This is a genomic window from Aeromicrobium fastidiosum (assembly GCF_017876595.1).
GTDB lineage: Bacteria > Actinomycetota > Actinomycetes > Propionibacteriales > Nocardioidaceae > Aeromicrobium > Aeromicrobium fastidiosum.
In genome coordinates this window covers 2650334-2664758 of sequence record NZ_JAGIOG010000001.1, presented here as the reverse complement: position 1 = coordinate 2664758, position 14425 = coordinate 2650334, and the positions used below count along the sequence as shown (strand labels likewise).

Below are 14425 nucleotides of genomic sequence, written 5' to 3'. Positions count from 1 at the left end.
CGTCGCCGATCGGCAGACGGACGGACGATGCTGGGCAGGCCTCACCCCACCTAGCGTCGAGGACATGACAGCTCGGACGACCTGGCCACCCGTCATCGGCGTGCTCGTCGCGGCCCCGTGGTTCGCGGAGATGGCCTGGGGCGGCTTCCCTGTGGTGGACCTCCCGCTGATCCTGCTGTTCCTGTCGCCGCTCTACGGGTGCGCCGCACTGCTGATCCGCGAGGTGGCACGTCGGACGGGGCGCGGCTGGCCGACGATGCTGCTGCTGGGCGCTGCCTTCGGCGTGCTGCAGGCCGGCGTCGTCGACCAGTCGCTGTTCAACCCGGCGTACGGCCGGTACGACTTCCAGCACCCCGTCCACGTCGGCGGCATCGACATCAGCCTCTACTGGGCGCTGGCCTTCCTGAGCGGGCACGTCGTCGCGAGCATGGCGACGCCCATCGCCCTGGCGGAGGCGTGGACGCGCGCCCCGGGACGGCGCAGGCCGTGGCTCGGACGTCGCGGGGTGCCCGTCGTCGCGACGATCTACGTGCTGGCCAGCGTCGTCAACCACCTCGGCGTGAAGGAGGACGAGGGGCACGGCTTCCAGGCGAGACCCGTCCAGACGCTGACGGCACTCGCGGTCGTCGCGCTCCTCGTGCTGGCGGCCCTGCGGTGGCGACGGCGCGACGTCACGGACGTCCGCGTGCCCCGGCCCGCCGTCGTGCTCGGCCTGGGCTTCGCGGCCTACCTGCTGTACCTGCCCGGCGAGGGTGCTGCCGCCGCCGCGGTGGGCGTCGTGGTCGTAACCGCGACCATCGGGGTCGTCGGCCGGTGGTCGACGAGCCCCCGCTGGACCGACGACCACGTCGCCGCCCTCGTCGTCGGCACCGTGCTGGTCGGTGCCGCCATGCCGTTCCTGGTCGAGCCGTACGACGACTCGGTGGCGTCCGGCACCGAACTCGTGCAGGACAGCGCCGCGGCGATGATCTGCCTGCTCGGCGTGCTCGGGACGTGGTGGAGGCTTCGCGTGCTCGACCGGATCGACCGAGGGCCGACTACATCAGGTCCTTGAGCTCCTTGGGCAGCTCGAACGGCTGATCGCCCTGCGCCGGGAAGCCGAAGGCGTTGGCACCCTCGTTCTTCGCAGGCGCGCCGGACGCCGCGGCGGCCCGCTTGGCCGGGTTGCCCGACACGCGCTTGCCCTTCTTCTTCTGCTGCGGCTTCTGCTTGGCCCCGGCACGCTTGCCGACACCGGGCAGGCCCGGCATGCCCGGCATCCCGCCGCCCTTGGCCATCTGCTGCATCATCTTGCGGGCCTCGAAGAACCGGTCGACCAGGCCGTTGACGTCCTTGACCTGCGTGCCGGAGCCCTTCGAGATACGGGCGCGACGCGAGCCGTCGATGATCTTGGGGTTGTCGCGCTCGGCCGGCGTCATCGACAAGATGATGGCCTTGATCTTGTCGACCTCGCGGTCGTCGAAGTTCTCGATCTGCTCCTTGTACTGACCCATGCCCGGGATCAGGCCCATGATCTTGGTCATCGAGCCCATCTTGGAGATGGCTTCCATCTGCTTCAGGAAGTCGTCGAGGGTGAACGAGCCACCCATGAGCTTCTCGGCGTCCTTGGCGGCCTGCTCGGAGTCGAAGGCCTTCTCGGCCTGCTCGATGAGCGTGAGCATGTCGCCCATGTCGAGGATGCGGCCGGCCATGCGGTCGGGGTGGAACGCGTCGAAGTCGGTGAGCTTCTCGCCCGTCGACGCGAACATGATGGGGCGACCCGTGATCGAGCGGACCGAGAGCGCGGCACCACCGCGGGCGTCGCCGTCGAGCTTGGTCAGCACGACGCCGGTGAAGTCGACGCCCTCGAGGAACGCCTCGGCGGTGACGACGGCGTCCTGGCCGATCATCGCGTCGATGACGAACAGCACCTCGTCGGGGTCGACGGCCGCGCGGATGTCGGCGGCCTGCTGCATCAGCTCGGCGTCGATGCCGAGACGTCCGGCGGTGTCGACCACCACGACGTCGTGGAGCGTGCGCTGCGCCTCGGCCAGACCCGCGCGGGCGACGGCGACCGGGTCCCCGACGCCGTTGCCGGGCTCCGGGGCGAAGACCTTGACGCCGGCCTGCTCGCCCACGACCTGCAGCTGCGTGACGGCATTGGGGCGCTGGAGGTCGGCCGCGACGAGCATCGGCGACTTGCCCTGCTCCTTGAGCCACAGACCGAGCTTGCCGGCGAGGGTCGTCTTGCCGGCACCCTGCAGGCCCGCGAGCATGATGACGGTCGGGCCGGTCTTGGCGTAGCGGATGCGACGGGTCTCGCCACCGAGGATCTCGATGAGCTCGTCGTTGACGATCTTGATGACCTGCTGGGCCGGGTTGAGCGACTGGCTGACCTCGGCACCGAGGGCGCGCTCCTTGACCCGGGCGATGAACTCGCGGACGACAGACACGGCGACATCGGCGTCGAGCAGGGCGACGCGGATCTCGCGGGCGACGGCATCGATGTCGGCCTCGGAGAGTCGACCCTTGCCACGCAGGTTCTTGAACGCTGACTGCAGGCGGTCTTGCAGGGTGTCGAACATGGGTCTGCGGCGTCCTCAGGTGGAAGAAACGAGATCTGGTCAACTCTAACCGAGTCCCCGATGACGTCCCCCTGCGCGGGCGGTGCGCCAGCGTCCAGCCCGCGCGCGATCTTGGACGCCAGCGCACCGCCCAGGGGTCGGTGGCGGGTCAGGCGAGGGCGGACGCGATGGCCGCGCGCAGGGCCTCGGACGTGGCGTCGTCGAGCCGCTGTCCCTCGCCGTCGACGACGTAGAAGACGTCGCGCACCTCGTCGCCGTACGTCGACATGTGCGCCGACCGGATCGAGAGTCCCGACGACGCGATCTGGTCGCAGACCGTCCACACCAGGCCACGCCGGTCGAGCGCACGCACCTCGATCGCGGTCGCGGTCTCGGTGACCCGGCCCAGCAGGCGCACGCGGGCGTCCGGCGCGTCCGCGATCGACGACAGCTCGAGTCGCCCGGCCAGGTCGAGCTCGCCGGCCATCGCGGGCCGGAGCCGGTCGATGAGGCGGCCCGGGTCGACGTCGGCGCGCGACACCTCCCACAGGGTCACGGCGGCATCGCCGAGGGTCACAGTGCGGGCCGAGCGGATCGCGAGACCCGCGAGTGCCAGTCCCCCGGCGAGATCGGCCATGACTCCGGCCCGATTGGCGGTGACGATCGTGAGCAGCGACCCGCCCCGGTGCGGCTCGACGGTCAACGTGAAGTCGGACGGTCCCGTCGTGCCGTGGTCGGGGATCGGCACGTGCGCGGGCCAGCCCTCGTAGGTCGTCGCGTCGGGCGTCGCCACGGAGTCGTCGAGCACGCGGCGCACCTTGCCGACGAGTCCTTCGATGAGCCCCTGTCGCCAGCCCGACCAGGCCGTCGGGCTCGTGGCGCGGGCGTCCGACGCGGTCAGCGCGCTGAGCAGGTCGAGGAAGTCCTCGGTGCCGACGATCTCGGCGACATTGGCCGCGGTGGAGGGGTCCTCGATGTCACGACGGGTCGCGATGGTCGGCAGCAGCAGGTGCCACCGCACGAGGCGTCCGATCGTCTCGGCGTCGGAGTCGTCGAAGCCCCACCGCCTCGCGATGTCGACGGCCATCGGCTGGCCGACCTGCGAGTGGTCGCCCTCGCGCCCCTTGCCGATGTCGTGCAGCAGCGCCGCCACGGCCAGCAGGTCGGGACGCGCGACGTCCCGCTTGAGACCGGCGGCATTGACGCAGGTCTCGAGGCTGTGCCGGTCGACCGTGAAGCGGTGCACGGGCGACGACGAGCCGCGCAGCCGGATCGCCTCCCACTCAGGCAGCACCCGGTCGACGACGCCCGCGAAGTCGAGCTCGTCCCACACCGGCAGCAGGCCCGGGCCCGCGGTCAGCAGGTCGACCATGTGCCGCGTGGCCGTCGGCGACCACGGGCGCGGCAGGTCGCCCATCGTGGTCGCGAGCCGGCGCGCCGAGCCCGCGCTGATCGGGAGCCCCCGGCGGGCAGCCGCCGCTGCCGCTCGCAGCGCCAGCTCGGGATCGGTGGACGGGTCGGCGTCCCTCGTGACGATGACCTCGCGGTCGAGCACGCCGACGCCGTCGTCGAGCGATGTCACGAGGGGCCCGCGCGGCGTGATCGCACCCTTGCGGGTGATGGGCTCGAGGGCGTCGTCGACCTTGCGCCACGCGAGGGACGCGAGGTGGGCGATACGACGTCCGACCTGCCGGGCGTGCAGGTCGAGCTCGACGGGCTCCATGCCGAGGAACCGGGCGACGTCGGGCACGACCTCGGCGTCCAGCCGCTCGACCCGCCGGCCGACGGTCTGGTGCAGCGCGTCGCGGATGTCGAGCAGCTCGCTGCGCAGCGCCTCGGACTCGCCGTGCGGGACGTCGATCAGCCACGTCGCGACCAGCGCCCGCAGGATGACGCTGTCGCGCAGGCCTCCCCCGGACTCCTTGAGGTCGGGGACGGCCGCGTGGGCCAGCCAGCCGGCCCGCTCGAGGCGGGTGGTGCGGGCCGCGCGCACCTCCTCGACGCGGACGCGGGCCTCCCGCCGCCAGTCGGCGAGCACCTGCGACCGCAGCGTCATGACGAGTCCGGCGTCACCCGCGACGGGTCGGGCGTCGAGCATCCCCATCGCGGCCCGGTGGTCGGTGGCCGCGGCGGCCCGCATCTGGATCGTGTCGCGCACCGAGTGATCGAGGGCGACGCCGTCGTTCCACAGCGGATACCAGATCGCCTCGGCGACCTCCCGCACCAGCGAGTCGTCGAGCGACGGATCGTGGAGCAGCACGACGTCGAGGTCGCTGAACGGCGACAGCTCGGAGCGTCCGTAGCCGCCGACCGCCACCAGAGCCAGGCCCGAGCCCTCGCGGGGGTCGCCGCCCTGTGACGGTGCCGCGTCGGCGAACAGGTGACGCAGCCGGCGGTCGGCCTCGAGGGCACGGTCGGCGCGGTGCTGGGCCAGCTCGGGGTGATCGGTCACCCCGACAGGCTAGTGGTGCCGCCGACGCCGAGGGCGGTGCGCTGGCGTCCACTCCGGTGATCGAAGTGGACGCTGGCGCACCGCCCTGGGGTGGTGGTGTGGCTAGAGAGCTGCCTCGTCGGTCTCGCCCGTGCGCACCCGCACGACCGAGTCGACCGGGATGACCCACACCTTGCCGTCGCCGATCTTGCCCGTCTGGGCCGATGACGTGATCGTCGCGACGACGCTCTCGACGTCGGCGTCGTCGACGACGACCTCGAGCCGGATCTTCGGCACGAGCGACACGTCGTACTCCGCACCGCGGTAGACCTCGGTGTGGCCCTTCTGCTGTCCGTAGCCGCTGGCCTCGGTGACCGTCATGCCGGCGACACCGGCGGCGGCGAGCGCCTCTCGGACTTCTTCCCACTTGTGCGGCTTGATGACCGCGGTGACCAGCTTCATGCTCAGAGCTCCTTCAAGAGATTGGATCCGCCGCTGCTGCTTCCGTAGTCGTAGGCCGTCTCGAGGTGCTCGACCTGGTCGATGCCGGTCACCTCGTCCTCCTCCGAGACGCGGAAGCCGATCGTCACGTCGATCAACTTACCGATGACGTAGGTGAGGACGAACGAGTAGACCAGCACGACGGCCGCTGCGACGAACTGCTTGCCGAGCAGATCGAGGCTGCCGCCGTAGAACAGGCCGTCGCCGACGGCGAGCAGACCGATCAGCAGGGTGCCGACCAGACCACCCACGAGGTGGACGCCGACGACGTCGAGCGAGTCGTCGTAGCCGAGCTTGTACTTCAGGCCGACGGCCAGGGCGCAAAGCACGCCGGCGACCAGACCGAGGAAGATCGAGCCGAACGGCGACAGCGCACCGGCGGCCGGGGTGATCGCCACGAGGCCGGCGACGGCACCCGATGCGGCACCGAGGCTCGTGCCCTTCTTGTCGCGGAAGAACTCGACCGCGATCCAGCCGATGATCGCGGCACCCGTCGCGACCGCGGTGTTGACGAAGGCCAGTCCGGCCAGGCCGTTGGCTCCGACGGCCGAACCGGCGTTGAAGCCGAACCAACCGAACCACAGCAGGCCAGCACCCAGCAGGACGAACGGCAGGTTGTGCGGACGCATGGGGTCGCGCCGCCAGCCGACGCGCTTGCCGAGCACCAGGGCCAGCGCCAGACCGGCCGCACCGGCGTTGATGTGCACCGCGGTACCGCCGGCGAAGTCGACGGCCTGCAGGTGGGTGGCGATCCAGCCGCCGCTGTCCTCGTTGAAGTCGAAGACCCAGTGCGCGACCGGGAAGTAGACGACCGAGATCCAGACGACCGAGAACACGATCCAGGCGCTGAACTTGGCCCGGTCGGCGATCGCGCCGCTGATCAGGGCCAGCGTGATGATCGCGAACATCAGCTGGAATCCGACGAAGACGTACTCGGGGATCGTCCCGTAGACCGAGTCGGCGGTGATGTTCTGCAGACCCAGGCGCTCGAAGCCGCCCAGGAACTTGTTGCCGTCAGGGCTGAACGCGATCGAGTAGCCGTAGAGGACCCACAGCACGGGGACGATGGCCAGAGCCGAGAAGCTCATCATCATCATGTTGAGGACGGTCTTCGAGCGGACCATGCCGCCGTAGAAGAACGCGAGTCCTGGTGTCATGAGCAGGACGAGGGCCGAGCTGGCCAGGATCCACGCGGTGTCGCCGGTATCCATGAAACCTCCGAAGGTGAGTGCGCGGACGAGGTGCCGTCCGCTGCGTCTCAGCCTGAGGTCGGGGCGTTTCAGGACGCGGTGCCCGATGTTGCGACCGTGTCACGAAATCCGATGCCGTGTTAACACCGCGTTACGAGGCTCATGTCGCGCATGGTCAAGGACGCTTGTCTTCGCACGTTGAGTCAAGTAGCCTTGTCACGTCAAGCATGCTTGACATCATGTGCGGCAGACGTCAACGAGAGCGAGCACCGCGTGGACAACGACGTCCGGTCCCTGCGCGAGGCCGCAGGTCTGTCGCAACGCGCACTGGGCGAGGCGCTCGGCGTCTCGCGACAGACCATCAACTCGATCGAGACCGGGCGCTACGACCCGTCGCTACCGCTCGCGATCACGATCGCCCGCCATTTCACGACCACCGTCGAGGAGATCTTCCATGTCGAGAGCTGAGAGCACCCCCGCCCGTTGGCGAGCAGCGACCCTGGCGGGTCTCGCCGCCGGCCTGGTGGTCGTCGTGGTGGGCGGCATCGCACTGCGCGAGCACGGTCCGGGCAACATGGGCACCGGCTTCCTGGCCGGCGGACTGCTGGCCGTGGCCGGCGCGGCCCTCGCCTCGTGGCGTGCAGCCACGCGACCCGCCACCGCGAGCACGTTCGAGCGCTCCTTCACGCAGTCCGGTGACGAGCGCGACGACGCAGTGCTCACCCACGCACTCGCGGTGCTCGGCATCTGCTCGCTGCCCGCGACGGGCGTGGCTGCCGTCGCGATCGCCCTCGGTGCCGGGGCGTCGATGGTCCTGGCCCTGCTGCTGTTCGGTCAGTTGGCCATCGGCGCCGCGGCATTCGCGGTCGCGAACCACCGCCACTGACCCCGGGGGCTCAGGACAGCAGCGCGTCCACGAACTCGTCGGCGTCGAACGGGGCGAGGTCGTCGGCACCCTCGCCGAGGCCCACGAACTTGACCGGGACGCCCAGCTCGCGCTGCACCGCGATGACGATGCCGCCCTTGGCCGTGCCGTCGAGCTTGGTCAGGACGATGCCCGTGACGTCGACGACCTCGCCGAACACCCGTGCCTGCGTCAGGCCGTTCTGGCCCGTCGTGGCGTCGATGACCAGCAGCACCTCGGTGACGGGTGCCTGCTTCTCGATGACGCGCTTGACCTTGCCGAGCTCGTCCATGAGACCCGACTTGGTGTGCAGGCGTCCGGCCGTGTCGACCAGCACGACGTCCGCAGCGTCGGCGATGCCGCGCTGGACCGACTCGAAGCCGACGCTGGCAGGGTCACCGCCCTCAGGTCCTCGGACGGTGGGGACGCCGACGCGCTCGCCCCAGGTCTGCAGCTGATCGGCGGCGGCGGCGCGGAACGTGTCGGCAGCACCCAGGACGACGCTCTTGTCGTCGGCGACGAGCACGCGGGCGAGGCGTCCGACGGTCGTGGTCTTGCCCGTGCCATTGACACCGACGACGAGGACGACGCCGGGCTTGCCGTCGGCGCCGGTGGCCGTCAGGGAGCGGTCGAGCGTCGGGTCGATCAGGCGCACCAGCTCGGCGCGCAGGGCGACCTTGGCCTGCTCGGGATCGGTGATGCCCTCGACCCGCAGGTGCGTACGCAGGTTGGTCACGAGCTCGTCGGTGGCGGTCACCCCGACGTCGGCGGCCAGCAGGGTGTCCTCGATCTCCTCCCAGGCTGCGTCGTCGAGCGTCGAGCGTCCGAGCACCGCGAGCAGGCCCTTGCCGAGCGATCCCTGCGACTTCGCCAGCCGCGCGCGCAGCCGGACGAGACGTCCCTGTGGTGCCTCGGGGCGCTCGAGGGTGTCGACCGCAGACTCCGACTCGGGCTCAGGCTCGGCCGGGACCTCCGGATCGGGCGAGATGAACGTCGGCTCGGCCGGCTCCTCGATCTGACGCTTCGGCTCGCTCGGCGGGAGCTGGCGACGGCCGCGCGTCAGGACGAAGGCGGCACCTCCTCCGACGACGAGGACGGCGGCGATGATGCCGATGAGGGCGATGAGCTCGTTCGTGGTCACCGGACGATCCTAGGCGTTGGGCTCGGCGCCAGTCGGCGTGGCGCTCTATCCGTAGGCCTGGGCCAGGTGCTCCCTCGCGCCTGCCCCGGGCGCCTCGGTCCTCGGAGACTGCGGCCACGCCATGGACGCCGAGCCTGTTCGGAGGCATCCAATCAGACGGGACCGACAGGAGAATTGTCCCGGTATTGCAGGACTTTGTACCCTGTCGCTCGAACACCTGTTCGACTAGGTTGGGGGTATGAACTCAGCACCGGCGATCGAGGCGATGCGCGAAGCCGCGCACGCCCTGGAGTCCGGTGACGTCCGCGCCCGATTGCACGCAGCCCAGGCTGCCCGCGACGCCTTGGACGCGACGATCTCGACGCTGCTGGCCGACCTCGACGCGTCCAAGGACTACGAGATCGACGGCACCTCCACGTTGAACGCGTGGGTCCGCACCCAGCTGCACGTCGACGCCGGTGTCGCATCGATGCTGGTCCGCAACACCGCCGTGCTGCGCGACCTGCCCCTGTTCGCCGACGCCGCCACCGCCGGACGGGTCAACGCCCACCACCTGCGCGCATTGGCGTTCGGGCTCAAACACCTCGGCCTCGACATCATGCTCGACCTCCAAGAACCACTGCTGGTCGTCGCCGAGACCACCGAACCCAGTGCGTTGTTCCAGATCCTGCGCGAGCTCAAAGACATCAAGCACCCCGAAGACCTCGACGACGCCCACCTACGCGGCATGGACAAACAAGACTTCCAGGTCAACGCCGTCCCCGACGGCTGGCACGTCACCGGGTTCCTCAACGCCATCACCGGCGCCAAGCTCAAAAAAGTCCTCGACGCCATCTCCGCACCCACCGACAAGGACGACACCCGCACCGGCTCCGAACGCCGCGTCCAAGGCATCGACGACCTGCTCACCGACATCCTCGGAAACGGCCTGCCGTCGGACAAGGGCGTCAAACCCCACGTGTCAGTGTTCGTCGACGCCGAGACCGTCGCCGCAGCCGCCGACCACGTCCACCAGACCAACGAAAACCCGTTGCGGACCCCGTCACCGATGCCCGACGTGAAACCCGCCCATCTGGCCGGGTTCGGGCCGATCGGGCCACACCTGCTCATGTACTTCATGTGCATCAGCGAGGCCACCGCATTCCTCATGAGCGAAGGCGGCCACGGCCAACAAGCCCAAGTGCTGAACGTCGGCACCGCGAAGTACCAGCCCAACCTCAAGCAACGCCGTGCCGTGATCGCCAGACAACAAGGGGTCTGCGCCGCACCCGGCTGCCATCACACCCACTTGGAGATCCATCACTCCGTCTGGTGGTCACAGGGTGGGCCCACCGACCTCGACCTCCTCGTCGGCCTCTGCACCCGCTGCCACCACCTCCTCCACCGCGGCAACCTGCACATCACCGGCAACGCCGTCACCGGCTTCGAATTCACCACCCGCCACGGCCGCCCCATCCGACGCCGACGACGAACCACCTACACCCCAGCCGCCTGACCACGAGTCCGGCGGCCCACAGGCCTGCCCGGACAGCCGAGCTCGAGGGTCCGTCCCACCCGGTCGAGGACGCGCGGGGAGTGCGTCACGACGATGATGCTGCGCTCCGGGCTGAGGGCGAGGACGTCGTCGAGCAGCGCCTCCGCCGCCTCCTCGTCGAGGTGCTCGGTCGGCTCGTCCAGCACGAGCACCCGGTGACCGCCGAGGACCAGCCGTGCGAGGCAGAGCCGCTGGCGTTCACCGCCCGACAGACGACTGCCGCGCTCCCCCACTGCCGTGTCGAGGCCGTCCGGCAACGACTCCACGAAGTCGGCGAGCCCGGCTCGTCCCAGTGCTTCCAGCAGGTCCGCATCGGACGCCGACGGTGCGGCGATGCGCAGGTTCTCGCGGATCGTCGTGTCGAACACGATCTCGTCCTGCGCCAGGTAGCCGATCGTCGAGCGGACGTCGGCAGCGGCCAGCTCGCGGACCTCGACGCCTCCCAGCCGGACGGCTCCCGCGCGCGGCTCGACCAGGCGCGACAACGTCAGGGCGAGCGTGCTCTTGCCCGAGCCGCTCGGCCCGGCGACCGCCACGACCTCCCCCTCGGCCAGCACCAGGTCGATCCCGGACGCGACGATGTCGGTCCAGCCGACCGCGAGGGCATCGACGTCGAGGGCGAACGCCGTCGGCGCCGAGCGGGCGACGACAGGATCGGCGACGGCCTCACGTGCGTCGGCCAGCTCAGCCAGGCGGCGTTCGGCATCCTCGATGGACGGTCGCAGGCCCTCCGCGTCGGCGACAGCCGTCAACGGCTCGATCAGCGCGATGGGTGCCAGCACTACGACCCCGACCAGCACGGGAGCGAGCCCGGCCGACATCCCCGCGACGACGGCTACTGCGATGCCGGTCGCGACCAGCACCACGGCTTCTCCGATGCCCGCGAGGCGCGCTGTGCTGCGCTGTGCCGAGGCCAGTCGGTCGATGCTGCGGTGCGCCGACTCGCGCAGCAGCTCGGTGGCACCATACGCAACGAGGTCGGGGGCAGCGATCACGCCATGGCTGACGTCGGCGGCCAGATCGCCCCGCCAGCCGGACGAGTCGTCACCCGACCGCCGGACCGCCCACGGCACGATGACCCTCACCAGCGCCATGGCCGCGCCGGCTGCTCCGCCGACCACCAGGCCCGAGGCCGGATCGATCACGGCGACGAGCACCGTCGTCGCCGCGATCGACACCAGAGCCACGACCCACGGTGAGCGCAGCCGCAGCATCCGGTCCTGCACGGCGTCGATGTCGGACACGACCCGGCTGACGAGATCGCCGCGACGACGTCCCGTCACCCCGGCCGGCGCGACCCGGTCGAGGTCCCGGTACGCCGCGACACGCGCCTCGGTCACCCGCGCCAGGGCGGCGTCATGGGTCAGCAGCCGCTCGACGTAGCGCAGCCCTGCGCGGCTCAGGCCGAAGAACCGCACCGAGACGATCGCGACCATCAGGTAGAGCACGGGCGGCTGCTCGGCAGCCCGGACGATCAGCCAGGCCGAGACGAGCAGCAGCGCGATCGCGGCGAGCTGCGACAGGACGCCGAACACGCGCCCCCATGCGAGGCGCGTCATGCGTCCACCAGCCGGCGACCGAGGCGCAGCTCGCGATCGGCCGCACCGATCGTCTCGGGACGGTGCGCGACCACGATCACGGTCACTGGCAGGCCGCGCAGGGTCGAGAGCACGGCCGCCTCGCGAACCGCGTCCAACCCCGCGGTCGGCTCGTCGAGCAGGAGGAGACGTGCCGCTCCGCTCCGGACGCGCAGGATCGCTCGGGCGATCGCGATGCGCCGCCGCTCCCCCGCCGAGACGTCCGTGCCCGACTCGCTGATCGGGCGGGTCAGCGCGAGGTCACCGGCACCGGCGTCCCGCAGAGCGGCCCGCACGTCGTCGCCGGACGCGGCGTGGTCGCCCAGGCGAACGTTGTCCTCGATCGTCCCCTCGACGAGGCCCGGCACCTGCGGCACCCACGCGATCTGCTCGCGCCACGCGACCGGGTCGATCGACGCGAGGTCGACGTCGTCGACCAACACGTATCCGGCCGTCGGGCGCTCGAAGGCCATGAGCAGTGCCAGGAGCGTCGACTTGCCGCTGCCCGACGCCCCCGTGACGGCCACGAACTCGCCGGGACGGACGCGGTGGTGCGACAGCTCGAGACTCGGCGCGGCGCGACCGTCGTGCCGGACGACGACACCGTCGATCACGATCTCGGCGCGCCGCAGGTCGGGTGCCGCGAGCGTGCCGTTGTGCCGGTCGTGCTCGAGCAGCGCGAGCAGGCCGGCCGTCGCCTCCGCCCCCTCCGTGCTGTCGTGGAACAGCGAGCCGAGCCGCTTGATCGGCGCGAAGGCCTCGGGGGCGAGCAGCAGGACGAACAGCCCCGGGCCGAGGGCGAGATGCCCCTCGACGACACGAAGGCCGACGCTGACGGCGACGAGAGCCACGGCCAGCGTCGAGAACAGGTCGAGGACGAACGACGACAGGAAGGCCAGGCGCAGGGCACGGCCGGACTCCCGCCGGTGCCGGTCGCCCACCTGCCTCAGCCCGTCCTCCTGCCGCCGGCCGAAGACCTTCAGCACGGTCAGCCCGTCGAGCACGTCGGCGAAGTGCCGCCCGACCCGTTCGAGCGCCTGCCATCGGCGGTCGACGCGGTCCTTGGTCACGAGTCCGACCAGCACCAGGAAGACGACCGTCATGGGCAGCGTGACCCCGATGATGACGGCCGACAGCACGTCCGTGACACCGATCGCGACGAGCATCGCGGGCGGCACGAGCGCCGAGAGCACGATCTGCGGCAGGAACCTGCCGACGTATCCGTCGAAGGCGTCGAGGCCGGGGCCGAGCAGGGTCACGACCCCTGCGCTGCTCGGACGCGGGCCGAGCCGGCGGGGGTCGAGCAGGTCGTCGACGACCTCGTGCCTCAGGTCGGCCTTCACCGCTGCGGCGGCCCGGGCGGCGACCGTGGTGTGCGTCCACGCGACCGCCGCACGCACGACGAGACCGACCAGGATCACGAGCGGCAGTGCCGCGATCGGCTGCCCGTCGAACCGGCGGGCCACGACGACCGACACGACGTGAGCCACGGCGATGACGGTCGCGGCGGTGCCCACGCCGAGCACGACGCTGACGCCCAGCAGACGACGGACGCCACGGGAGCGACGGACGAGTCGGGGGTCGAGAGGAGGCATCCTCGTCACCCCGGGATGTGCTGCACGCCGATGCGCCGGCGGAACACCCAGTACGACCAGCTCTGGTAGCCGACGACGATCGGCGTGAAGGCCACCGCCACCCACGACATGATCTTCAGCGTGTACGGCGTCGATGAGGCGTTGTCGGTCGTCAGCGACCACGCCGGGTCGAGCGACGAGACCATGACGTCCGGGAAGAGCGCCGCGAACAGCATCACGACCAGCAGGCCGATCGCGACGGCGGTGCCGACGAACGCCCATCCGTCCCGGCCGGCGTTCGCCGCCGCGAGGCCGAGGACGAAGGCGATCAGCACGCCCGCGCCGACCACCCAGACCTGCAGGGTGTCGTCGCGCATCGCGGTCCACCCGACGAAGAGCGTCGTCAGGAAGGCCGCAAGGACACCGACCCGCAGGCCCATCGCGATCGCGCGCTCCCGGATCGGCCCGGTCGTCTTGAGGCCGACGAAGAACGCGCCGTGCACGAGGAACACCGTGAGGGTCACGAGCCCGCCGAGCAGGCCGTAGGGGTTGAACAGTCCGAGCAGACCGCCGACGTACTCCTTGTCGGCGTCGATCGGTACGCCGCGCACGATGTTGGCGAGCGCGACCCCCCACACGAGGGCGGGGACGACGGAGCCGAAGACGATCGCGATGTCGCAGCGTAGCTTCCAGGCCGGCTCCGGCCGCTTGCTGCGGAACTCGATGCCGATGATGCGCACGATCAGCGCCAGCAGGATCAGCAGCAACGGGATGTAGAAGCCGCTGAACATCGTCGCGTACCACTCGGGGAAGGCCGCGAAGGTCGCTCCGCCGGCCACGATGAGCCACACCTCGTTGCCGTCCCAGACGGGCCCGATCGTGTTGAGCAGCACGCGGCGCTCCTTGTCGTCGCGCGCGAGCAACGCCATGAGCATGCCGACACCGAAGTCGAATCCCTCGAGCACGAGGTACCCGATCCACAGCACCGCGATGAGGATGAACCAGAAGGTCGTGAGATCCATGGGACTGT

The 14425-nt window shown here is 70.6% G+C and carries 12 protein-coding genes; 4 read left to right on the top strand and 8 right to left on the bottom strand.

Features of this window, described 5'->3' with window-relative positions:
* The first annotated feature begins 64 nt into the window (after positions 1–64).
* Entirely contained in the window at positions 65–1054 is a 990-nt protein-coding gene (locus JOF40_RS13190; protein ID WP_129184758.1) for an AF_0692 family protein, read from the top strand.
* Here the strand turns inward: JOF40_RS13190 and ffh are convergent.
* The 4 genes from ffh to JOF40_RS13170 all read right to left on the bottom strand — a co-directional run bounded on the left by ffh (position 1038) and on the right by JOF40_RS13170 (position 6686).
* Positions 1038–2564, bottom strand: a complete 1527-nt coding sequence (gene ffh / locus JOF40_RS13185) for a signal recognition particle protein (protein ID WP_129184760.1) — start codon at positions 2562–2564, stop codon at positions 1038–1040. The genes JOF40_RS13190 and ffh overlap by 17 nt on opposite strands.
* Positions 2565–2712: 148 nt before the next feature.
* On the bottom strand, positions 2713–4995 hold the full coding sequence (locus JOF40_RS13180) for a [protein-PII] uridylyltransferase (RefSeq protein WP_129184762.1): 2283 nt from the start codon (positions 4993–4995) through the stop codon (positions 2713–2715).
* Between the two features lie 102 nt (positions 4996–5097).
* Positions 5098–5436: a P-II family nitrogen regulator gene (locus JOF40_RS13175; RefSeq protein WP_129184764.1), complete on the bottom strand. Its 339-nt coding sequence runs from the start codon at positions 5434–5436 to the stop codon at positions 5098–5100.
* 2 nt (positions 5437–5438) lie between these two features.
* Entirely contained in the window at positions 5439–6686 is a 1248-nt protein-coding gene (locus JOF40_RS13170) for an ammonium transporter (RefSeq protein ID WP_129184766.1), read from the bottom strand.
* A 252-nt stretch (positions 6687–6938) separates the two neighbouring features.
* On the opposite strand from JOF40_RS13170, the gene JOF40_RS19765 reads away from it, so the two are divergent.
* Positions 6939–7133: a helix-turn-helix transcriptional regulator gene (locus JOF40_RS19765; RefSeq protein ID WP_129184768.1), complete on the top strand. Its 195-nt coding sequence runs from the start codon at positions 6939–6941 to the stop codon at positions 7131–7133.
* Positions 7120–7551, top strand: a complete 432-nt coding sequence (locus tag JOF40_RS13160; RefSeq protein ID WP_129184770.1) for a hypothetical protein — start codon at positions 7120–7122, stop codon at positions 7549–7551. Before JOF40_RS19765 ends, JOF40_RS13160 begins: the two co-directional genes overlap by 14 nt.
* A 10-nt stretch (positions 7552–7561) precedes the next feature.
* Here the strand turns inward: JOF40_RS13160 and ftsY are convergent, their stop codons facing one another.
* The gene (ftsY, locus tag JOF40_RS13155; RefSeq protein WP_129184772.1) at positions 7562–8710 is read right to left on the bottom strand and encodes a signal recognition particle-docking protein FtsY; all 1149 of its coding nucleotides are present in this window, start codon (positions 8708–8710) and stop codon (positions 7562–7564) included.
* Positions 8711–8948: 238 nt separating this feature from the next.
* Here ftsY and JOF40_RS13150 point away from each other — a divergent pair, with 238 nt between their 5' ends.
* The gene (locus tag JOF40_RS13150) at positions 8949–10205 is read left to right on the top strand and encodes an HNH endonuclease (RefSeq protein WP_209674597.1); all 1257 of its coding nucleotides are present in this window, start codon (positions 8949–8951) and stop codon (positions 10203–10205) included.
* Here JOF40_RS13150 and cydC read toward each other — a convergent pair.
* From cydC to cydB, 3 genes are read right to left on the bottom strand one after another with little or no spacing between them, the layout of a single operon-like run.
* Positions 10187–11803, bottom strand: coding sequence for a thiol reductant ABC exporter subunit CydC (gene cydC, locus JOF40_RS13145; protein WP_129185933.1), 1617 nt, complete (start codon positions 11801–11803; stop codon positions 10187–10189). The two genes, JOF40_RS13150 and cydC, sit on opposite strands and share 19 nt — an antisense overlap.
* Positions 11800–13416, bottom strand: a complete 1617-nt coding sequence (gene cydD / locus JOF40_RS13140) for a thiol reductant ABC exporter subunit CydD (protein ID WP_129185932.1) — start codon at positions 13414–13416, stop codon at positions 11800–11802. Before cydD ends, cydC begins: the two co-directional genes overlap by 4 nt.
* Before the next feature lie 5 nt (positions 13417–13421).
* Positions 13422–14417, bottom strand: a complete 996-nt coding sequence (gene cydB, locus JOF40_RS13135) for a cytochrome d ubiquinol oxidase subunit II (RefSeq protein ID WP_129185931.1) — start codon at positions 14415–14417, stop codon at positions 13422–13424.
* Positions 14418–14425: the final 8 nt, after the last annotated feature.